Consider the following 22,652-nt stretch of genomic DNA (forward strand, 5'->3'; position numbering starts at 1 on the left):
CGTCCCGAAACATACTTAATACTAGTATGCCAATATTAATTTGTCAATAACTAAATGGAGATCGCCGCCGCGACCCTTTGCGCCCGGGCCGGCCACGATGCACATCATGACTGTTAGTGTATCTCGATGCGTGAGGGAAGCAGGTAGAGCGCCTTTTCATCCCTAAGCCTTATGTATTCCGCGTTCCGCACCAGCTCCCGAATCTGCTCGGCAAGCATCTTGAATTCCGGAAGCTTGAACAGCTCAAAGAGGGGACCCCGCTCATCGGGATACTTTTCAACATCGTAGCGTCCGTCGATTCCGGCCAGGTGCCGTGCGTATTCGACCGCTGTTATTATGCCCCCGGCCTCATCGGCAAGGGCCCTGTCAAGGGCCTGGGACCCGGAAAAGACCCTCCCCTCGGCCACCCGGGCAATGTCTGCGGCGCTTATTTTCCGCGCTTCCATGACCTTGCCGGTGAAGCGGTCATAGGTGAAATCGATCCCCTTCTGGAACAATTTCAGCTCTTTATCGGTCAACCGGCGCGATTCCGAGAAAATGTCCGCGAATTCGCTCATCTTGATGACATCCTTGGTGATCCCGATCTTTTTGTACAGCTCCTCCAGGGTCAGCTTGCCAAACACGACTCCGATGGACCCGGTCGTCGTGCCGGGATTGGAAAAAATCCTGTCGCCGGTGCAGGCCACGTAATACCCCCCCGAAGCGGCGATATTCCCGAAGGAAAACACCACCGGCTTCCGGTATTTTTTCTTCAGCCTTGCCAGGGCGTTCCACATGAGGTCCGATGCCGCTGCCGACCCGCCTCCCGAATTGACGCGTATGACCACGGCCGCCGTTACCGGGTCCCGGAAAGCCTCATCAAGCGCCTTCCGGTACGTCTCGTCGCCGATGGACCTGAACCATCCCGTATCAAAGGAGGCGCCGCCCACGATGGAGCCCTCAACGACGACAACGGCGATCTTCGGTGTCATGCCCCACCGGTGGTCAACCCGTGCCATGGCCATGTACGATGATATCGTCACCGTTGAAGCGCCGCCGCCTATCTCTTCAAGGGCATCGTCGGCATACCCGATGGAATCGACGAAGCGCCTTGTCACCGCCTCTGACGGATCAAGGGAGCCCCGGCTGAAGATGTCATCGACAACCTCCCTCGAAATCCCGCGGTCCGTCATGATGTCGGCCAGGTACTGCCGGTTAAGCTCCTCCAGGAGGGAGGTGATATTCTCGCGGAACGCGTCGGACATGTGCTCCCGAGTGAAGGCCTCGTTAAAGGACTTGTACGTGCCGCGCTTGATCGATTCGTACTGCACCCCCACCTTGTCCATCAATCCCTTGAAGAAATAGACCTGGGCCTTGAGTCCCGTGATATAAAAGGGGCTGTTGGGCGTAAACCATATCCGGTCGGCGGCGGACGCGAGATAGTATTCCCTGTTCCCTGGGCCCGCCATGACGGCATACACCTTCTTGCCTCTTGAACGCGCCTTCTTCAGTCCACGGCGCAGCTCCTGAATCTGGCCGAAGCCGAAAGCGGCATTTTTGATATGCACGATGATGCCTTCGATCGAGACGTCGCCGCCGGCCCGGTCGATCGCGGCGACGAGATCGTAGAAAACCGCCGCTTCCTTCCCCCAGAAGCTCCGCTTCTCGATTTCACTCATGGCGCCGTCGATTACGATCTTCAGGAATCGGCCCTTTCCCGGAAGAACCAGGGCTGAATCGTTCGATGCCAGCGGTATGGAGAAACCGACGCTGTTACGGCCCGATGCCTCTCCGTTGTTCATGGAGCGGTAGTAATGCGGCGCGATGCCCGCTGACGGATAGGTACGGAAATAGAGAGGAAAGGACACACCGAATAAAAAATCAAGGTTCCGGTCTCCGGTCACGAAGAGGGATATGTCATACCAGAGGCGCAGGTCCGCCGTAGCCCTGTAATTCAGATCAGAGGCCGAGCCTCCCTTCTCGTGCACGATATCCAGCGAAAGAGTGAGGCGTTCCCAGTAGGGCCTGATGGAAATCGAGTAGATCTGCCGCCACCTGATCCTGTTGCCGTTGACGATCCCCCATGCGTCATCCATGACGAATCCCAGGGAGACGTATTTCCAGGGCCGGAGAAGGAGGCCGACGTCAACACCCCGGTATCCCTTGAAGCATCGCACCGACGACCAGCTGAATGAATAGCTCAAACCGAAGCCGAAAATATTCCTGACCATGACGCCCTTGGTGAAGGAAAAATAGTCGGCCCCGGCATGGTCGAAGCATTTTCCCTTATTTATATAAATGTCCTGGAACCGCCCGTAGAGAAAGGTGAAGCCGTAGTACCCGGCCTGGATTAAGTGATCGCCGCTTTTTCTCCCGTCATAAAAGGAATACTGGTAGGCCAGAAGAGGCGTGGTCTTGAGATCGGCAAACACGGGATTAATGGTCTGGCCGAAGGGACCGGCACTGTGACTTGCTGATCCGCGCTCCTGTATCGTGAAGTGATTTTCCGCCGCGTCAAGGGTAGCCGCCGGAAGATGCATCGCCAGAAACAGAACGGAAAACAAACGCGTTATGGCAAATGCGGTTTTTTTCATCTCTTTTCCTGCAAATCCATAAGGAAAAACCATGAACTGCGGGTAGCGGACACGAGGAGCATGATCATTCCGGCCATGACCAGCGAGAGGCTCTGCGCGTCCAGGAAAAAGAGCACGTGGAGCGACGCGAAGATAATGGCGCTGAAAGCGATGGCCGGCAGTCCGTAACGCCGGAGAGCCGGCATATACTCTTTCATGAGCAGCCGCGAGATAAGGCCCCGCGCCGCAGCATACAGACCCGAGGCGCCGATGCAGGTGAGGGGAATGCCGATCCCGGCCGTGGACTGGTCCGGGATGAGGAAGGTTAGGGATACGCTGATGATCGACAGGAAGAGCCCGAAGGTCTGCCGCGAGTAGAACATCAGGTGGGCATTGTCCCGGTGCCGGATGATGGACCTGTTCAGGGATACCGATACAAACAGGAGTCCCAGAAGGGTTGCCGCGCATCCCATGATCGTGGCATAGAATACCTGCCATTGGCCCACCTGCCTGCTGAAATCGGTCATAATCCGGCCGCTCCTGTTGCCTTAATTTTTCAAAAATCAATTATTTTGAGCAATATGTCAACAGTAATACAGTGTACTCCGGGCCTTGATTTATGGGCGATCATGGAATGAACATTCTGATCGGACTGTTTCGATGATTATAGTGAGTGAACCAGCAATATCCCGTCCCTATCGATATCTGCCATAAAAAGGGCTGGACAGGACCCTCGATGTCAATACAATCCACATCAACAATCTTCATTATCGGATCATTCACGAAAAGGGGAGGCCCGTCATGGCGTTATTCGAAAAGGCGATACTTGCAATTATAAGCTTATCTGTTCTCTTTTTTTCAATGCCGCTCCGGGCAGCTGAAATGAAGGTCAAATACAGCACGGGAGAGAGCGTCATAGTGAGAAGCAAGGCCGACGAAAAGTCGAAACCGATTGAGAGGCTTTCAAAGGGAGAGGCGGTTCTTTTTCTGGGGGAAATCAGCGGCAACCGTTCCCGGATAACCATCAACAAAAAAGAGCATAACGAGCCGTGGATTAAAATCAGGACGGCAAAAACCGGTTCGCAGAATGAAGGATGGGTCTATTCCCCACTGCTGGCCGATAAACCCATTTTGACCAAACGATTCGCGGTGATCGCCTTCACCGACACGACCGAGGTCAGTGAGGACTGGAACTGGTTTTTCCATGATATAACGACGGCCTTTAAAGGTACGGATATCCACGTCATCCATGTAACGAAAGAATCGCATCTGGCCATCGGCCCGCCGGCCGCTCCCTTTGATATTATCGATTTAAGCGAATACCTGAAGAAGAACGGCAGCGGATACCTCTGTTATAAAAATGGAGAGATCAAATACGTTCCATACGATACGAGCGATCAAACGATCAGGATCGCAAAGGAATTCTTCGGCAGGCGCTGAACGCGCCCGTGACCGGGTGGAGTGGCAAAGAATCCGCCATGGTTTTACAAGCCGCTCCGGGACAGAAGTTTTGTGAAATCTTCTTTGATGATTTCAAATATTTCATCAACGCTGCACGTTCCATCTATTATAAGGAAGCGCTCATCGGCGATGGAAAGAAAATTATCCCGCACCTTTTGTAAAAATGATTCCTTCTCGAATATCTCCTTCCCCTCCCCTCTGCCCGTCACCCTCTGCATCGCCCTGTCGGGCGGGATATCCACGAAATAGACGCGGTCCGGTTCCGGGAAGCTCATTTTCCGGTTCTCGGCAATGATCGTCTCCGGCGCCAGGCCCGCCGCGCCCTGGTATGCCGCGTTGGAATAGTAGTACCGGTCCATGACGATGATCCTGTTTTCCTTCAGGGCCGGAATTATGTTTTTCTCCGCGTCATCCTGCCGGTCGAGGATGAAGAGCCTCATCTGCTCCGCCGCCGGCGCCATCTCCTTCTCCTTGAGCATGGTCCGTATCTTGCGCCCCCAGGGTCCGTCTGTGGGCTCCACGAGCTTTACCGCCGGAAGCCCCAGCGATAGGGCGTGTTTAAAGAGGAGATCGCACTGCGTGGATTTTCCCGATCCGTCGATCCCCTCGAAGACAATAAAGAGAGGACGATTCATGAAGACGCACCCCCGCGGTCGTTCCGCAGAGCCGGCATGACGCGCTCGACAAAGATCATGGCCGCTGAAACGGCGGCTATATTCAACCCGAGGAACCCCGCCAGGGGGATGAAGGTCATCAGGAACACAGAGGCCCCCACACCGGCGACGGTCCTCCTGAAACGCCAGGCCACGGTCATCTTTTCACGGAACCGATACCGCCGTCGCTCCAGGGGAAAGTCGAAGAACTGGAAGCCGATAAAAAACGACGTGGCCAGGAAGCCCGTGACCGAATAGAGAACGCTCCCCGCGGCCGGAATCAGGTTCAGGAAAAGGAGCAGAAGCTGGACCAGGATGATCAGGCCCAGGAGCTTGATCACGTTGCCGACCACGCGGAACACGTCCTTGATGGCCGCGGCGAAGGAAAGCTTTTCATCGAACATGGAGCCGGTCAAGGTCTCCTCCACCTTCCGGGAAAGGAAATCGTTGAAGGGCGCGGTAATGACGCTTCCCAGAATGGAATATAGAAGAACGATCAGGATGGCCAGCGCCAGAAACAGCAGCGGGGCCAGGATAAATTCGATGGCCCTGTTGTACCAGGCGGAGCCGGAAACCAGACCCAGCAGCGGATCATAAACCGTTGTAAAAATGAAGAAGACCGTCGATGACAGGATGATGATGTTCAGCAGAAAGGGAATCACGAAATATTTCGCCATTCCCCTGTTCGATCGGACGAAGCGCAGGGCCCGCGGCGCCGCGGCCAGGCCGCGGAAGAACGAATCGTCCGCCCGCGCGTTTTCCCTGAAGAGCCCCGGTGCAGTGGTTTTCCCGCCCATGATCATTCCTCCGGCATCGCCGTCTCTTTCCAGGCCGCCCGCCTGAGCCGGTCCATGATGGCGAGCCCCAGGCCGTTCTCCGGAACGGCCTCAGCCATGATGACCCGGACATTCATCCGGTCGAGACGGTGGAGTGCGGAGAACAGGTTCGCCGCCGCTTCCTTCAGGTCTCCGTCGGTGGAAAGGATCTCTGTGCGGCCTGCCGGCACTTCAAAGGCCGGTTTCTTAAAGAGCAGGAATCCCGCGTCGCTGCGGGAAAAGTCGATCTGGCGGATCGATTCCGCAAGATAGACCGAGATCGACGGCGAATAGTGCGACGGCAGCTGTCCCGGCGCCTCGGGGCCCTGAGCAGCCAGGGCCCCCCGCTCCACCGGACCGATCACAGATTCAATCTCTTCAACGGGAACGCCGCCGGGACGGAGTATGACGCTCCGCTCCCCGTCGAGTTTTATGATCGTGGACTCAACGCCCACCGCGCAGTCCCCGCCGTCTATGATCATGTCCACACGGTCCCCCATCTGGTCCAGCACATGAGACGCCTTGGTTGGGCTGATATACCCGAAGCGGTTCGCGCTGGGCGCCGCGATGGGCGTACCGGACCCAATGATGAGGTCCCGCGCGATCAGGTGATCCGGCATCCGTATCGCCACGGTGTCGAGGCCGGCCGTGACGATGTCCGGCACCAGCCCGTGCTTGGGCAGCACCAGGGTGAGGGGCCCTGGCCAGAACCTGCCCGCGAGCCTCCCGGCGCGCCGGTCCATACCGGTCGTGAGCCGCTTCATCTGGGAAAGGTCGGCGATATGGACGATAAGGGGATCGAAGAGGGGCCGCCCCTTCGCCTCGAAAATGCGCGCCACCGCTAGGGGATTGAAGGCGTCCGCGCCGAGGCCATAGACCGTTTCCGTGGGAAAGGCAACGATTCCGCCAGACTTGATGATGCCCGCGGCCTTTCTCATCACCCTTCTTGAAGGATGGGATATCCCCATGGTCCCTTCGGCGGCCCCGGATAACCGGGATACCGCCCCCCTGGCCAGATCATACAGAGACGCGATCTTCATAATGACCGATCATTGCCGCACGGTTCGGGAAATTACAAGAAAAATCCTGCAGCATAGAAAAAATAAATAGGACTTTTCCTGGCCGTGATCGCCATTTTCATTTCCCTGACAGGCTGTCAGGTATCATCACAGCCGCCCCTAATACTTCTTGACAAAACCCTCAATTCCATTGAGGTACTATACCATAGCGGTAATTATGACGGTGGAAAAAAAATACCAGGACAAGCTCATCTCCCCCGAGGATCTCCGGGAGATCATCAAGCCGGGAAACAGGGTCTTCCTGAGCAGCGGCCCCGCCATGCCCGCACGGTCGGTGGAGGCCATCGTCGCGTCGGAGAGCTCCAACCTCCAGGACCTGGAGCTCATCCAGCTCATCACCCTCGGCGACTTGCTCACCGGGGAAGCTTGCTACGAACGGAAATACCGCCTCAAGACTTTCAACATCGGCGAGAGCATCAGCTGCGAGTTCAGCGAAGGGAACGTCGACTTCATCCCGGCCAACCTCATGGAGATACCCCTCCTCCTGAAAAGCGGAGCGGTGGGCATCGACGTGGCCATCGTCACCGCGTCGCCGCCGGACCGGAACGGCTTCATGAGCCTCGGCATCGCCGTGGACGTGTCCAACATCGCCGTGCAGAAGGCGCCGGTCGTGGTGGCCGAGATCAACCCCGCCATGCCCGTGACCTACGGCGAGACCATGATCCACCTCGACCAGGTGCACCATCTGGTCGAGAGCGACCGGCCCATACTGGAGCGGCCCTGGAAAAAATGGGATGACCAGCTCGACCGCATCGGCTGGCACATCGCCAACCTCATCGAGGACGGCTCCACCGTGTCGCTCCACGCGGGGCGCACCTACGACGCCATAGCCTCCCACCTGACGAGAAAGAGAAACCTGGGCATATACACCAACGTCATCTCCGACTGGGTCATGGAGCTGGTGGAGGCCGGCGTCATTCCCTACAACCGGAGCCGCTACCGGGGCGGCCAGGTGACCTCCAGCTACTGCTACGGCACCCGGGACCTCTACGATTACGTGGACCGCAATCCCATCTTCGAGTTCTACCCGATCGCGCGCCTGGTGCACCCTAACGTGACCCGGCGAATCCCCGGCCTGATCAGCATCATGAACGTCCAGCAGATAGACGTGTCCGGCGAATCGGTCATATTCTATCCCGGGGACAACCTCCTCTCCGGCTACGAAAGCAAGTTCATCTTCGCCATGGGGGCGGCCCTGGCCAGGCGGGGCAAGACCATCATCGCCGTCCGCTCCGTGGACCCGGAGGGGAGGAGCAACATCGTCATCTCCCACGACCGCAACCGCGAGCGGGTCCGGGCCACCCTGGGCTACGCACGCTACGTGGTGACCGAATACGGGGTCGCCAATCTCTTCGGCAAATCGATCCGCGAGCGGGTCCTCTCCCTCATCGACATAGCCCACCCGGATCACCGCGAAGGCCTGCTGGAGCAGGCCAAGCAGTTCGGCTACGTGTACAAGGACCAGATATACGTCATCAAGAACGCCAAGAACTATCCCGTGGAGCTCGAGACCGTCAAGTCCTTCAAGGACAGCCTGGAGGTGAAGTTCAGGCCGATCAAGCCCTCCGACGAGGACCTGATGCGGCGCCTCTTCTACCAGTTCTCCGACGAATCGAAATACCTCCGCTATTTCGCCCGCGTCCAGACCATGCCGCACCGGAAGATGCAGGAGTACGTCAACATCGATTACGTTGACACGGTCTCTATCGTGGGGATCATCAGCCGGGACCGTTCGGAGGAGATCATCGCCGAGGCGCGCTACTCCTTCTATCCCAGGGAAAAGATACACGAGCTCGCCTTTATCGTCGAAGATATATTCCAGGGCAAGGGGATCGCCACCTTCATGGTCGATTACCTCCTGAAGATAGGGAAGGAGCGGGGCCTCGCCGCGCTCTGCGCCACGGTGCTCCCGGAAAACAAGAAGATGCTCAAGGTCTTCGACAAATCGAGCGTCGAGCACACGGCAAAATATTCCGACGGAGTCATTGTCGTCACCTTCAAGTTGCAATGATGCAACTGGACAACATTACATGGATTAGAGGATTCAGTCATGAAACACTTTTACGGGATGATCATTTGCGCCGCCCTTGGGGCGCTAACGGCGCTGCCGGCGACGGCGGGGAAGTCATCTCCGGTCACGCCGGAAGAGTCGAACCGCATCATCGCCTTGTCCTTCGAGCGGGGCATCGAGCTGCACAAGAAATACAGCGGCGTTGAATCGCTGCGGAAAGAAATCATTTCCGAGTTCGATCCGGAGACAAAAAAGCTCAAGAGCGTTTCGGAAGTGACCATGAAGCGGAAGGACTTCTTTTACAGCACTCCGGAGGTTGAAGTCCTCGCCTACAAAAAAGACGGCAAGGAGATGGAGCCTTCAAAGTTCCGCGTCATGAAAGCCATGCCGCTCTTTCCGGTCTTCGATGAGAAGGGCCGCGACAATTACGCCATAACCGTCACGGAGCGGATAACCTTTAACGGCAGGGAATGCTACCGCGTTCAGGTGGAGCCGCGGAAAGAGACATCGCGTCATTTCAGGGGCAGTTTCCTTGTCACGGTGAGGGGAATGGAGACGATCTATATCGAAGGGACCATGGCCAAGCTCGGTTTTCCCATAAAGGAATTCAGGATATCGCTGAACACTAAAAACATAGACAATGTCCCGCTGACGCAAACAGGAAAGGTCCATATACGGGTCAATGTGCCGCTATTTTATCCCGACACCATTCTTGAATCAACCCTGACGACAATAGAAACCAAGCTGATGAAGTGAAGAAGGCGGCACATAGACCACTTTTCCGGAAAGGTCCCGCCGGATCCGGCGGGCCTTCAGCGGGCCACCTACCCCTCTGAAGCGTAGGTGCTTATGATCTTCTCCCAGACTGAGATGAGGGCGGGATCATTGGAGCTGGCGATCCTTGAATTGCGCAGCACGTCGAAACGCCCCCCCTCCAGCCACGTATAGATGCGCGACGCCGCTATGGCCGCGTTATCCGTGCCGTGGCACACCTTTACAAGCCTGCGCATCTCCTCCAGGGAGAGAAAATTTCGGTACCCGTTGAGGATAATGATAAAAAAGGTGCCGTCCTTCCCCTCCTCAATGGCGGCGGTGGCGGCCGGCGGCTTCGGGCCAGCCAGCTCCTTTTTGAGGGAGTATTCTTTGAGGACGCGCTCGTTATGGGCCAGGATAGCGGCGTCCTGTATCAGTTTCTTCAGGCTATCGTCGTCAAGGGTCGCCGCAAGGGCCGAGATCTGCACAAGCATCTGTTTCCGGAGGGTCCTGCTTTGCGCGTCGGTCCTGACCGGCGGTTTCGGTATAGCGGAAGATTTTTTCGCCACCGCAGGTTTATTCACGGCTTTTGGCTTCTTTACGGCTTTCGATCGCTTTACAGGTTTAGTCTTCTTAGCCGCCGGCTTCTTTATAGCGGCCTTTTTTGTAGTCTTTTTAGCTTTTGATGCTTTCGATCCAGCTGGTTTCTTCGCCATCGTCCCCCATCCTCCTATATCATCCTTTCAAAGGTCAAGAGATATAAACCAATACCACAGGGAGTTAAGAAAATCAATACTTTTCTTCAATATTGTGTTCCGGGAGGCGGAAAAAGCATAAAACATGGCGTATAACCCGCTTTTATAACTCCCAGTGGACCACTAATTTCACTTGACGGGGGAATTGTCTCTGGAAATAAGTATCAATTCAACGGGTGCGGTTCCCCATGGGTATGGAATGCCCCGGGATGAACATACTGTCAGGTCGCACCCCGTGGCCCTGGAACAGACATGAAACGAGACTTTAAATACCGCGAGATACCGTATAACTACACCTCTTTTTCGGATCGTGAGATTATACTGAAATACTATGACCAGGAGACCCTGGACATCATCGACGTCCTGCGCCATCAGAGGGTCACCGGACGCAGCGCCAAGCTCCTCAACGAAACCATCGGCGATTTCTTCATCATTGACAGGAATCCCTATATTTACAATGACTTCCTTGAAGACAAGACCAAGCTGCGCCGCCTTAAGGCCCTTCACGAAAAGCGCCTGGCCATCATAGCCTCCGCGGCCAACAACAATCCCCTCGTCGCCAGGCTCCTCGACCGCACCAGGAGCCTCGATGAGGCCTTCTTCGACGGTTTTGCCGCGACGAAGCGGTTCCGCTTCAGGGCCTACCATGAGCTCCGCCAGGCCACCGCCCGGGACAACATCCACTTCGATCCCTTTCACCGGGTGGCCCATGTCACCGACGCCTCGGACTGGCGCGTCGAGTATCCTGCCGTCGTGGTCTACCCGGACAGCGTCGGCGAAATGCCGGGGATCATCCGCGCCGCCCGCAGGCTCGGCCTTGCCGTGATTCCCCGGGGCGGCGGCACGGGACTGACCGGCGGCGCCGTGCCGGTCCAAAAAAACACCCTCATCATCAACACTGAAAAACTCCAGGCCATCGGGCCCATCACCATGGTGAGGGAAGGCGGCCAGGACATACCGGTCATATCGGTCGAGTCCGGCGCCGTTACGGAAGACGTGATCGAGCACTGCGGCCGCCACGGCTACATCTTCGCCACGGACCCGACATCGGCCTGGGCCTCCACCATCGGCGGGAACATCGCAGAGAACGCCGGCGGCAAGAAGTGCGTCATGTGGGGCACCGCCATCGACAACATCCTCAGCTTCCGAATCGTGAACGCCCTGGGGCAGGTCCTTGAGGTGAAGCGCCGCGACCACCCCTATCACAAAATCCGCGAGGACGACACGGTGACCTTTGACGTGATCTGCGAGGGCGCCCCTGTCAAAACGATCATCCTGAAAGGCACCGATATCCGCAAAAAGGGCCTCGGCAAGGACATTACCAACAAGGCCCTGGGAGGGCTCCCGGGCATACAGAAGGAGGGCGGCGACGGCCTCATCATCGACGCCACCTTCATCCTCTACCGGCCCTTTGCCCACCGCAGCACCATATGCCTCGAGTTCTACGGAACGAACATGAAGAACGCCGCCATGGCGATCGTGACCATCAAGAACGCCTTTGACGGCGAGGGCGGCGCGAACCTCACGGCCCTGGAGCATTTCGACGAGCAGTACGTATCGGCCATCAATTACCGGAACAAGTCCGAGCGCATCGAGCGGCCCAAGGCCGTTCTCCTCATCGACGTCGAATCGAACGATCAGGCGGAGGTTGACGAAGCCTGCTCCCGGATCGCCGCCATGGTGAAGCCCTATAACACCGAGGTCATCGTGGCCCGCACCGAGGCCGAAAGCGCCATATTCTGGGCCGACCGGAAAAACCTGGGCGCCATAGCGAAGCACACCAACGCCTTCAAGCTCAACGAGGACATCGTCATCCCCCTGGAGGCGCTCCCCGCCTTCGCCGATTTTGTCGAGCGCCTCAACCTCCGCAAGGAGTTCACGAACACGCTGAGCGCCATCGCCCGCGCCGACGACTACCTGGCCGGTCGAGATCGCGCCGCCCTCCAGGAATTCACCCTGGGCCGTATCGACGCCTGCCGCGCCCATCTCGGCGAGGTAAGAGGGCGCTACGCCGCGTGGCTGGAGCAGATCGACGACGACGATCCAGCCGGCATATTCCGGCAGATACAGGACGGCGCCGTCGCCGTGTCCTTCAAGGAAGACGTGAACCGGTACATCCCGAAAATACTCCACGGCTATACCGACATGATCGACCAGATCAACGACGTCATCGGCGCCGAGCGGAAGAGAAAGGTCATCATCGCCACGCACATGCACGCCGGCGACGGGAACATCCACGTGAACATCCCGGTCCATTCCAACGACTACGCCATGATGCAGGAGGCAGACGAAACGGCCGGCATCGTGATGAAGCAGGCCGTAGCCCTGGGCGGCGTCATATCCGGGGAGCACGGCATCGGCCTCACCAAGCTCCGCTACATCGACCGGGTCATCCTCGACGACTTCGACCGGTACATCCGGGAGACCGACCCGGACGACATCTTCAACCCGGGAAAGCTCACGCCGGACTTTCCGCTCTCGCGCATCTACACGCCCTCCTTCAACCTCCTCGAGCTGGAGGCCTTCATACTGGAGGCGACGGACCTGGAGGAGCTCATGGGCTCCATGGCGTCGTGCGTGCGCTGCGGCAAGTGCAAGGCCACGTGCAACACCCACTATCCCGGCGGCACCATGTTCTTCAACCCCCGGAACAAGATCCTCGGCGTGGCCCTGGTCATGGAGGCGGTGCTCTACGACGCCCAGACCTCCACGACCTTCTTCAAGAACTTCCGCAAGCTGCAGGACATTTCGGACCACTGCACCATCTGCCATAAATGCGCCATACCCTGCCCGGTCAAGATAGACTTCGGCAATATCAGCCTCATGATCCGGAAGCTCCTGGTGGCGCGCCGGAAGAAGAGCTTCAAGCTCATAACCCAGATCGCCCTCTTTATCATACGCCGCAAGGGCTATTACTTCAACATGGCGGTGCGGCCCGTCATGTACCGCCTGGGCTACAATGCCCTGAGGTTCGGCTATTTCGCGCTCAGGCCGTTCCGCGCCATCGGCCGGAACATCGCGCCGAAGCTGTACGCCATCTTCAGCTCGCCGCTGCCGGGCGACGCCGGGGAGCGCCCACTGAGGGAGCGCCTTGGCCTCAAGGGGGCCCACAACATCTACTCCTTCGAAAATCCCGATCTGCCGGTAAAAAAAAGCGTCGTCTACTTCCCGGGCTGCGGCTCCGAGCGGATGTTTCCCGAGATCAGCATGGCGGTCATCGCACTCCTCTACCGCGCCGGCGTGCGGGTCGTGATACCGCCGGAATACCTCTGCTGCGGCTACCCCTTCCTGGCCAACGGCCAGGAAGACCGCGCCAACATCAAGAGCTACGAGAACCGGATCCTCCTCCACCGCATCAACGACATCATCGGCTACATGGACATCTCCGACATCATCGTCTCCTGCGGAACCTGCTACGACATGCTGGAAAAATACGAGGTCGAGAACATCTTCAGCGGCGCCCGCCTCACCGACATCGCGGAATTCATCTGCCGGGAAGACCTGTACCGGGCGGAGCCGGGAGCGACGGAGCCACTCCTCTACCACGAGCCGTGCCACACGCCCATGAAGGCCGCCGGCTCGGACAGGGTCCTGGCGAAGCTTTTCGGAGCCCCTCCCCGCCAGGTGCCCTTCTGCTGCGGCGAGGCCGGAACGATGTCTCTGTCCAGGCCGGACATCTCCGAAACCATACGGGACCGGAAGACCCTTCTCATAGAGGCCGCGGAATCGCGGAGCGACGATCTTGTTCTCACGGCCTGTCCCAGCTGCGTCCAGGGACTTTCCCGGAGCCGCCGTGAAACGGGGCTGGCGGCGAAGCATGTCGCGGTCTACGCAGCGGAGCGGTTCCTGGGCGAACGGTGGAAGCGCGAGTTCCTGCGAGAAATAAAGAAGCGCGGCTGCGAGACCATCCTCTTTTAGCTAAAATTCCCGTTCACCGTCAAAATTGGCATGAATTATTTTTCCAAAAAGTCATTATTTTTTGTTTTTCCACGACATAATCATTATTATGTGTTTACCGGTTGTTATGAAGAGAGGTTGATAGTTACGAACAATACCAATAAATAGAAAATATATAAACCACTATGCATAATATGGAGGGTTTGCGTTTTCTCTGACATATCAGCCGTACGTTTTTCAGTGGGTAGATAAAATGATAAAAAAAACGATTCTATCATTAATACTATCCGCAACGGCCTGTATCGGCTGCAGCAGGGGACTGGTGGACAATCCCGATTCTGTTCTCTTCTTTTTAAACCCACTTCAGGATACCCTGAAAATAGTTTCTTTCTTTCCCGCGGACGGCGCTATTGACGTTCCCATATCATCGGCGGTAACGGCGGAATTCAACCTCGATGTATCACCCTCAACCATCAACAGCAAGACATTCATTGTGGCTGATGGAGCGTACATTCCGGTTCCCGGCACCTATGCCTATGATCCGCAAAGCAGAACCGCGACCTTCAAGCCCTCGGCTGTGCTGGTATATGTGACCGATTATAATGTCCTGATAACATCCGATGTCAGGGATCTGAGCGGAAACAACCTGGTCGATGAAAAAATATGGTTCTTCTACACCATTTCGGACGGGACGATACAGGCCCCGACCTTTAATCCCGCGGGCGGGACCTATGAAGGCACCCAAAGCATCACTATCACATGCGCCGATCCTGGGGCGACGATCAGATATACGACAAACGGGATTGATCCCTCCAGCTCATCGGGCACAATATACAGCGGCCCCATCACGGTAAGTCAAAACACCGCTTCCCCCCCCATAAAAGCCATCGCTTACCGGTCCGGATATGCCGATTCATCTATCGCCACAGCAACGTATTACATACAGGTCATGACGCCGACCATTGACCCTCCGGCCGGGACCTACAGCAGCAACCAGACCCTTGATCTTTCGACGGCAACAACCGCACCGGGCACGTCGATTAAATACACCACCGACGGTACCGATCCACTAGGAGGAACGGTCTACAGCGCACCCTTCATGATAACAGCGCCCGGCACGACCGTCAAGGCCATAGCGCTCAATCCGCTCATGACGAACAGCCCCGTGCTGACAGCGGTGTATGTCATCGATACCACCCAGGTGGCGCCGCCGGTGTTCACGCCACCCATCGGTACCTATACATCACCATTTAATGTCACCATGACATGCGCCACGGCCGGCGCCACGATTAAATACACCATCGACGGAAGCAACCCCTCGGCAACGAACGGCATCGAGGGAACCTCGGTGCGCCTGACTGACACCACGGTGCTGAAGGCCTACGCCTATCTCTCCGGCATGACCGACTCAACCATCACCAACAGCGCCGGTGTCCCTTACGTGTTCGCGCCGAGAATAACGGCGATCGTTCCCAGCAAGGGCCCCAATACCGCTCCCGTTTCGGTAACGATCAAGGGATCCTACTTCAAGGCCGGCGCAACGGCACGGTTGAAACTGGCCGGATACTCCGACATAACGGCATCGCCCGTTACCGTCGTGGATGATACCACCATCACCTGCACCTTCGACATCACCGGGGCTTTCACGACAAAGTGGGACCTGGTCGTGACCAATACCGACGGCGGGTCATCGACGAACGTTAAATATTTCAGGATCTACTGAGGCGGGGCGTCGTCACTTCCGGCTTGTTTTCTTGCCCGATTTTTTCTCAACCATCGAAAGGCGTGCCTCGTGGAGATGGTAATGCACATCGGATCGCCCGATGATCGTGTCATCGTGGGTCACGACCACTATGGAGAGGCCCTCTTTATCCTTGATCTCCATGAAGAGGTTCAGGATATCCCTGCCGGTTTCGTTGTCCAGGTTCCCCGTCGGCTCATCGGCGATGATGATCTCCGGCCTGTTGATGATGGCCCGGGCTATGGCGACGCGCTGGCGCTCGCCGCCGGAGAGGGTGGACGGGTACTGGTGCATGATGTCGTGGAGGCTCAGGAACTCGACAAGGCGGTCCACGTCTTTCCGGTTCTTCGCCCCGGCGCGGCTGATCAGCGTGGGGTAGACGATATTCTGATACGCCGTCATATCCGGGAGCAGGTTGAAGAACTGGAACACGAAGCCGATCTTCCTGTTGCGGAAGCGGGAGCGCCTGAAATCAAGCCAGGAGAAGATGTCCTTGTCGTTGAAACAGACCGATCCTGAATCGGGCTTCAGCAGCCCGGACATGACGCCGAGGAGCGTCGATTTGCCGGAGCCGGACTTTCCGGAAATGGAAATCATGGTCCCTTCCCTGACGTCAAGGCTCACGCTGTCGAGGATCACCCTCTTTCCGAAGGACTTGGATACGTCTTTAACGATCAGCATAGGGACGCCCTCACTTGCGTACCGCCTTGAACAGGTTGATATTGGCGGCGAAGAGGGCCGGCAGCAGGGCCGATACCGCCGATATGACAATGGAAAAGAGGAGCGCCATGGAAAGGACTTCCCGGCCGGCTCCCTGGACGACGATCCCGCTGAAGGCAGGGATCCATATAGAAATCTTGTGGGCCAGGTACCGGAGGGCCAACTGACCAGAATAAAAGCCTATGACTCCGTAGAGGAGCCCCACCACGGAGGACTCCGCCATGAAGGTGAGCACGATTTCGGCCTTTGACACGCCCAGGATCCTCTTCAGGGAGAACTTCTGGCTCATGTTATAGACGATGTTCATGTAGGAGTTGAATATCGATATGACGGTCAGGACCAGGAAGGCGCCGATGATCAGCAGGGAGAACTGGTCGAAGATCTTCAGCATCTCGCCGGTCTTCTGGGCTATGTCGTTCTGCGATTCCACGGTGAGGCCCATGGCCTTGATCCTCCGCGCCGTCTCGGGGAGCCTCTTGACGTCTTTCACCTTCGCGTAGATCATGACCGTGTTGTAGCCCTTCCTCGGCTTTCCCGTGTCGAGGCGGTGCTTCGCGGCGAAGCCCAGGATGAAATCCGAGGGGACCACGGCCCCGATGAAAGCGAAGAGGTCCGTGAAGGAATGGATCTCCGCGTCTATGGAGAGCTCGTTGTTCTTGTCCGCGCCGGCCGCCGGCGTGGTGACGATGATCTGGAGCGGCAGCCCCCGCAGGGTCCGCTCATCCATCTGGGGCGCGTCAATCACGGAAAAGTAATTGTTCAGCAGGTCGATGAAGGCCTTGGGGGCCATGATCGGCACCGGCGTCCGGCTCCTGAACCTTTCCCACTGCGGGTCTTTCCCCCTGAAGAAGCGCCGGTCAATGCCGCACAGGGGCATGTGTATCCTCCGCGCCTGCCCCATCATCTCCCCGCGGATCCTCACCTCGTAATCAAGCTTGATCACGGGGAACACCTCCGTGACGTCGGGGAGCGACCTGATCGCGTTCACCCTGCCGGGGGCAATGGTTTTATTCAGGTTCGCCGCGTGGGCGAAAAGCTTGTTCTTTCCCGGGGAATAGGGATAGATGACGAGCTCGTTGATATTGAGCTTGCCGAACAGATTCGCCTCGATGTAATTCTTGATGGAATCGCGCAGGGAGGTGTACACCACCAGGAAGGATATCAGGAAGAGTATTCCAAAACTGGAAAGGAGCGCCTTCAGGATATTCTTTAATGAGTCGCCGATTAAGATTTTAATGGCATTGAACATGGTCTTTACACGATGGCCGTTCCGCTCCCGGTTGTTACCGGCTTAAAGGCCCGGAAATTGGGATTTAAGCCAATTCATCGGATACCGTCAAGTATATTATTCCACTCTGTCTGTAACGTCAAGCCCCATGGTAACTCTGGCATCTCTCCTATGGTATCGGTTACAGAAGAATTCTCATAGATTGATGAATAACTTGTTGCGAAACTGCATCTCGCGCTCGCAGGATAGCCCCTGCGGGGGCTTTTAAGGGGCTTCGCCCCTTAACCCCGATTAAATGATTCAGATTTTCAACAACTCTAATAACTTCTTATATTGCCAAGCCGTTCTAATGATGTATTCAATTTCTAAAATTGTATTGCGCGTCCTATTCCGGTATATACAATATCCAAAACGATAGTAAAGGGTCCATGACTATGAATGATCGCCGCCTTTCCCCATTACAACTCGCAGGCTTTGCCATGGGTCTTTTCGCGGTCCAGAGCTTCTGGGGCTTTACATGGGCCACCCTTCCCCTGTACCTCAAGGGCTTCGCGGAGTCCAACACCGTTACGGGGATCATGCTTTCAACGGCGGGCGTGACCGGCCTCGTTCTCCCGGTCCTCTCAGGGGCCCTCTCGGACAGGATCAACACGCCCTGGGGAAGGCGGCGTCCCCTCATTGCCGCAGGCTGGTTCCTCACCTGCGCGATGCTCCTCCTCATGCCGCACCTGGGATCCCTCCCGGCGGCGCTCCCGGCGATGATCATCGCCTACGCGGGCTTCTTCATGGCCATCGGCCCTTACTTCTCCCTCCTGCCCGACATGGTGCCCGCGACCCAGCGGGGCACGGCGTCGGGCGTCATGTTCCTGGTGGGCGGGACGGGAATGCTGAGCTATCTTTTTTTCGCGGCGCGCCTCTGGGACCAGTCACACCTGCGACCCTTTCTCTGGACGGTGGGTGCCATCATAGTTTCCAGCGCCGTCATGTGCATTTCTGTGAGTGAGCGCCCCGGTCCCGGCGTCCCTGTGAAAAGGAGCGGCCTCATCAATGAAGCCCTGAGGAACAGGGAAACCGCCCGCTTTTTCGCGGGGATGATCCTCTGGTGGGTGGGACTCTGGATGGTGAGCGCCTTTTTCGTCATCGCCTGCAGGGACCTCTTCAGCGTGAGCACCGAGCGGGCCGTCCGGGCCTTTTTGATTTTTAACGCGGCCTTCGTGCTCTTCGCCCTGCCGTCGGGAATACTGGCCACGCGCCTGGGCTTCAAGCGGGTTCTGGTCGCCGCGCTGATCTTCCTGGCCGGAGGTCTCCTGTGCATTCCCTTGCTGAAGGATTATACCGCCTCAATTCCGTTCCTGATCATTACCGGGGCTGCCTACGGCGCGGTCATCGCAGTGTCATATCCGTTCTTTCTCAGGCTCATCCCGGCCGATAAAACTGCGGCCTTTGTCGGGATCTACATGGCGTGCCAGAACGGGACGCTCCTCCTGGGTCCGGCCATCGGAGGAATCATCCTGGACCGGTTCGGCTATACCGCTCTTTTCTTTTCCGCCGCTGCGTTTATTATCGCGGGGATGGGGGTATTGCTGACGGTACGATCGGGGAAAAGCGGCGCTGTCACGGTTATTTAAAATTTTAACTTCCCGTCACAGGACCGTTCTTATCATTTAATTAACATTACTAATTGGAAACATCCATGATCAAATATCTGGTATTAGCTTGCATCGTTCTTCTCCAGGGTGTTGTCGCGGCCCAGGAGCCGGGCCCCGTCATGGTGGCCCTTCCCTTCGATTCAGATGAAAAAAGCGCCCGGGCCGCCGCTGACCTCCACGGAGCGTTCAGCAATCAGGTCCTGGAGAAATACAATTTTACGATAAAAAATGCCGACTTGGCCAAACCCGTGCGGTTGCCTGAGGGTCTCCACGAAAAAGAAGATATCGTACGAATCGTCCAGGCTGGTAAGGACGCCGGCGCATCGTACATCCTCCTGGGACGGGCTTCCTCCTATCCGGAGGGGGCTTCCGCCGAGATATATGTTGTGTCCGCGGATGGAAAAAAGATCCTGTATAAAACCGGGTGCTCCTTTACCGGAACGGACGCCCCCAAAGCCGCTGATATCCTTTCCGGAAGGATCAGCCTTTTTCTGAAAAAGACGCCCATCCCACGGGTAAATGAATGCGCGGCCAGCCGCGGCGATTCATCGGAAAAGATCGCCCTGTCATGGGAGCGGACAAAAGACACGAATCAATACGCGGTGTACCGCTCATACTTCGAGCAGGGACCCTTCACGCATGTGGCCTCTGTTGAGGGAACGTCCTATGATGATGCCGACGCCGAACCGGGCCTCCAGTACTGGTATGCCCTGGGGCCCGTGGTTGATTCGGTACCCTGCGAGCCGGGAAAAGCCTCGCCGGGATACCGCAGGGCCGATCCCCCACGGGGACAGGATATCGACAGGCTCATCAGGGAACGGACAAAACCGGTGCCGGTCGTCAGGAACGACACCGAGAAAAAGAAGGCCGCCTCCTACGAAACCTTCCTGAAGGGCTACTACAAGAACCCCGTGGAGCTCTCCATCGTTCTCAACATCATCAAGTCCTACGTGAAAAAAGGCGCGGTCACCGTCCTGGACGGTTTCGATCGATACGATATCAACCTGGAGCGGCGGGAGATCATGCTCGTCGATGAGAGGTACCGCTACGCCGTGCTCTTCACCTCGACACGGCTCATCCGGATTTTTTACGAAGCCCAGATGAAGAATCCCGAGCCGGAAACCAAAAAGGATCTAACGGACATCCTGGTAAAGAACATGATCGCCTTCTGCGTGTTCCGCGAAGAAAGGGCCATAACCGACGGGGACAACCGCACAAGGTACGTGCCCTGCTACGACGCCATAGGCGTCGCCACGGAGCTGCACAGGAACTGCCGTGACTGGAAGAAACACACCATGATCTTCGGCACGGGGAACAAGGACCTGGAAGAGAAGATCAAGCAGGCCCGGAAGAAGGGTGAATGACATAAAAAGAGACCGCCGTTACCGGCGGTCTCCCTGTTCAGCGTAATCAGTGCTCTTATTGAAGACGCTTCTCCAGCCCTGCAAGCTCCTCCAGGAGCTCCTTCGGGAGCCATGAACCGAACTTGGCGTAGTGCTCCTTGATGAGGGCGATCTCTTTTTTCCAGCCCTCGCGATCGACCGTGAGAAGCTCTTTCATATCATCCCCGGTCACGCCGGAAAGGCCGGAAATGTCTATGGCGTCCGGCGCGGGCATGTACCCGATGGGGGTTTCCACGGCCTTTCCCTCGCCGCTGCAGCGCTCGAAGACCCACTTGAGGACCCGGCTGTTCTCGCCGTATCCCGGCCAGAGCCACTTGCCGTCAGAGGTCTTGCGGAACCAGTTAACGTAGAAAATCTTGGGCAGCTTGTCCGCGGCGGTGCGATTACCAGTCTCGATCCAGTGTTTGAAGTAATCCCCCATGTGGTAGCCGCAGAAGGGAAGCATTGCAAAGGGATCGCGGCGCACGGTGCCGGCGGCCAGGTCAAGGGCGGCGGCGGTCACCTCGGAGCCGACGATGGATCCCAGGAACACGCCGTGGTTCCAGTTAAATGACTGGTGCACCAGGGGAATGGTGCTCGGCCTGCGCCCGCCGAAGAGGAAGGCGCTTATGGGCACGCCGTTCGGGTCTTCCCAGGACGGGTCGACGCCGGGGCACTGCCGCGCCGGCGCGGTGAAGCGCGCGTTGGGATGGGCGGCCGGCTTATCCGATTTTCCTTCCTCCCACTCGTTGCCGGTCCAGTCGATGAGCTTCCCCGGCGCCTTGTATCCGATCCCCTCCCACCAGACATCGCCGTCGCCGGTGAGGGCCACGTTGGTATAGATGGTGTTGCGGTCGATAGACTTCATGGCGTTGGGGTTTGACTGCATCGAGGTCCCCGGCGCCACGCCGAAGAAGCCCGCCTCCGGGTTGATGGCGTAGAGGCGGCCGTCCTTTCCGAACTTCATCCACGCGATATCGTCGCCCACGCACTCAACCTTCCATCCAGGGATGGTGGGGATTAGCATGGCCAGGTTCGTCTTGCCGCAGGCGGAGGGGAACGCGCCGGCGATGTACTTCTTTTCTCCCTTCGGGCTGGTAATGCCGAGGATGAGCATGTGCTCCGCCAGCCATCCTTCCTCCCGGGCTATCACAGAAGCGATCCGGAGGGCCAGGCATTTCTTCCCGAGAAGGGCGTTGCCGCCGTACCCGGACCCGTAGGACCAGATGGTGTGCTCTTCGGGAAAGTGGGATATGTATTTCTTGTCAAGGGGCGCGCAGGGCCACTTGCCGTTGTCACTTTCGCCGGGCTTCAGGGGCTTGCCCACGGAATGCATGCAGGGGACGAAGTCGCCCGTTTCTCCGAGCACCTCAAGCACCTTTTTCCCAACCCTCGTCATGATATGCATGTTCACCACCACGTAGGGCGAATCTGTTATCTCGACGCCGATCTTCGATATGGGGGATCCCACCGGGCCCATGCTGAAGGGTATGACGTACATGGTGCGGCCCTTCATGCAGCCCTTGTACAGGTCCTTCATTATCAGCTTGAGCTCTTGGGGATCGATCCAGTTGTTGGTGGGGCCCGCCTGATCCTGCGTACGGGACGCGATATAGGTCCTGTTCTCGACCCGGGCCACGTCGGAAGGATCGGAGCGGAAGAGGTAGCATTGGGGAAGCCTGTCTTTATTGAGAGGTATCGCTATTCCCTCATCAACGGCAATCTTGATCATGCGGTCGTATTCCTCCTTGGAACCATCGCACCAGTAAATGCTTTCCGGGGTCGTCATGGCAGCCATTTCATCGACCCATGCAATGAGTTTCTGATTTTTCGTCATCGCCCTTCTCCTGTAATTATTGCGGTAAACAAACGTTATAGTCAACTGTATCTGACGGCCATCCTTTAACACCATACACCATAGTCAAGCAAAAACATCGGACCATCTGATACATTCGG

General features: G+C 57.2%; 16 protein-coding genes. 7 read left to right on the forward strand and 9 right to left on the reverse strand.

Going from position 1 to position 22,652, the window contains the following annotated elements; translation table 11 throughout:
- Positions 1-113: 113 nt before the first annotated feature.
- Both sppA and KA369_00890 read right to left on the reverse strand, forming a co-directional pair.
- Entirely contained in the window at positions 114-2,573 is a 2,460-nt protein-coding gene (gene sppA, locus KA369_00885) for a signal peptide peptidase SppA (protein MBP7734502.1), read from the reverse strand.
- Positions 2,570-3,079, reverse strand: coding sequence for a hypothetical protein (locus KA369_00890; GenBank protein ID MBP7734503.1), 510 nt, complete (start codon positions 3,077-3,079; stop codon positions 2,570-2,572). The genes sppA and KA369_00890 overlap by 4 nt, the downstream gene beginning before the upstream one ends.
- Before the next feature lie 274 nt (positions 3,080-3,353).
- Between KA369_00890 and KA369_00895 the strand changes: the two genes are divergently transcribed.
- Positions 3,354-3,992, forward strand: coding sequence for an SH3 domain-containing protein (locus KA369_00895; protein MBP7734504.1), 639 nt, complete (start codon positions 3,354-3,356; stop codon positions 3,990-3,992).
- A gap of 44 nt (positions 3,993-4,036) precedes the next feature.
- On the opposite strand, the gene tmk is transcribed toward KA369_00895, so the two are convergent.
- The 3 genes from tmk to KA369_00910 are packed head-to-tail and all read right to left on the reverse strand — an operon-like array spanning position 4,037 to position 6,449.
- Positions 4,037-4,648: a dTMP kinase gene (gene tmk, locus KA369_00900; protein ID MBP7734505.1), complete on the reverse strand. Its 612-nt coding sequence runs from the start codon at positions 4,646-4,648 to the stop codon at positions 4,037-4,039.
- On the reverse strand, positions 4,645-5,463 hold the full coding sequence (locus KA369_00905) for an EI24 domain-containing protein (protein MBP7734506.1): 819 nt from the start codon (positions 5,461-5,463) through the stop codon (positions 4,645-4,647). Before KA369_00905 ends, tmk begins: the two co-directional genes overlap by 4 nt.
- 2 nt (positions 5,464-5,465) lie before the next feature.
- On the reverse strand, positions 5,466-6,449 hold the full coding sequence (locus KA369_00910) for a threonylcarbamoyl-AMP synthase (GenBank protein ID MBP7734507.1): 984 nt from the start codon (positions 6,447-6,449) through the stop codon (positions 5,466-5,468).
- A 268-nt stretch (positions 6,450-6,717) separates the two neighbouring features.
- Between KA369_00910 and KA369_00915 the strand changes: the two genes are divergently transcribed.
- Positions 6,718-8,571: a GNAT family N-acetyltransferase gene (locus KA369_00915; protein MBP7734508.1), complete on the forward strand. Its 1,854-nt coding sequence runs from the start codon at positions 6,718-6,720 to the stop codon at positions 8,569-8,571.
- Positions 8,572-8,610: 39 nt separating this feature from the next.
- On the forward strand, positions 8,611-9,327 hold the full coding sequence (locus KA369_00920) for a hypothetical protein (GenBank protein MBP7734509.1): 717 nt from the start codon (positions 8,611-8,613) through the stop codon (positions 9,325-9,327).
- 68 nt (positions 9,328-9,395) lie between these two features.
- On the opposite strand, the gene KA369_00925 is transcribed toward KA369_00920, so the two are convergent.
- Complete coding sequence (locus KA369_00925) at positions 9,396-10,040, reverse strand: hypothetical protein (GenBank protein MBP7734510.1); 645 nt, start codon at positions 10,038-10,040, stop codon at positions 9,396-9,398.
- Positions 10,041-10,331: 291 nt separating this feature from the next.
- On the opposite strand from KA369_00925, the gene KA369_00930 reads away from it, so the two are divergent.
- Together KA369_00930 and KA369_00935 are read left to right on the forward strand one after the other, a co-directional pair.
- On the forward strand, positions 10,332-13,997 hold the full coding sequence (locus KA369_00930; GenBank protein MBP7734511.1) for a DUF3683 domain-containing protein: 3,666 nt from the start codon (positions 10,332-10,334) through the stop codon (positions 13,995-13,997).
- Positions 13,998-14,229: 232 nt separating this feature from the next.
- Positions 14,230-15,699 carry a chitobiase/beta-hexosaminidase C-terminal domain-containing protein gene (locus KA369_00935; protein MBP7734512.1) on the forward strand — a complete coding sequence of 490 codons (1,470 nt, stop codon included), beginning with the start codon at positions 14,230-14,232 and terminating at the stop codon, positions 15,697-15,699.
- Between the two features lie 12 nt (positions 15,700-15,711).
- Here KA369_00935 and KA369_00940 read toward each other — a convergent pair whose 3' ends face one another.
- Positions 15,712-16,398, reverse strand: coding sequence for an ABC transporter ATP-binding protein (locus KA369_00940; protein MBP7734513.1), 687 nt, complete (start codon positions 16,396-16,398; stop codon positions 15,712-15,714).
- A 10-nt stretch (positions 16,399-16,408) separates the two neighbouring features.
- The gene (locus KA369_00945) at positions 16,409-17,686 is read right to left on the reverse strand and encodes a hypothetical protein (GenBank protein ID MBP7734514.1); all 1,278 of its coding nucleotides are present in this window, start codon (positions 17,684-17,686) and stop codon (positions 16,409-16,411) included.
- Between the two features lie 458 nt (positions 17,687-18,144).
- Between KA369_00945 and KA369_00950 the strand changes: the two genes are divergently transcribed.
- Both KA369_00950 and KA369_00955 read left to right on the forward strand, forming a co-directional pair.
- The gene (locus KA369_00950) at positions 18,145-19,293 is read left to right on the forward strand and encodes an MFS transporter (protein ID MBP7734515.1); all 1,149 of its coding nucleotides are present in this window, start codon (positions 18,145-18,147) and stop codon (positions 19,291-19,293) included.
- Between the two features lie 65 nt (positions 19,294-19,358).
- Positions 19,359-20,678 (forward strand): hypothetical protein, encoded by a 1,320-nt coding sequence (locus tag KA369_00955; GenBank protein ID MBP7734516.1) that lies wholly within the window; start codon positions 19,359-19,361, stop codon positions 20,676-20,678.
- 55 nt (positions 20,679-20,733) lie between these two features.
- Here the strand turns inward: KA369_00955 and KA369_00960 are convergent, their stop codons facing one another.
- Positions 20,734-22,608 (reverse strand): phosphoenolpyruvate carboxykinase (GTP), encoded by a 1,875-nt coding sequence (locus KA369_00960; GenBank protein MBP7734517.1) that lies wholly within the window; start codon positions 22,606-22,608, stop codon positions 20,734-20,736.
- Positions 22,609-22,652 lie beyond the last annotated feature (44 nt).

It is taken from the genome of Spirochaetota bacterium (genome assembly GCA_017999915.1).
Lineage (GTDB): Bacteria > Spirochaetota > UBA4802 > UBA4802 > UBA5550 > RBG-16-49-21.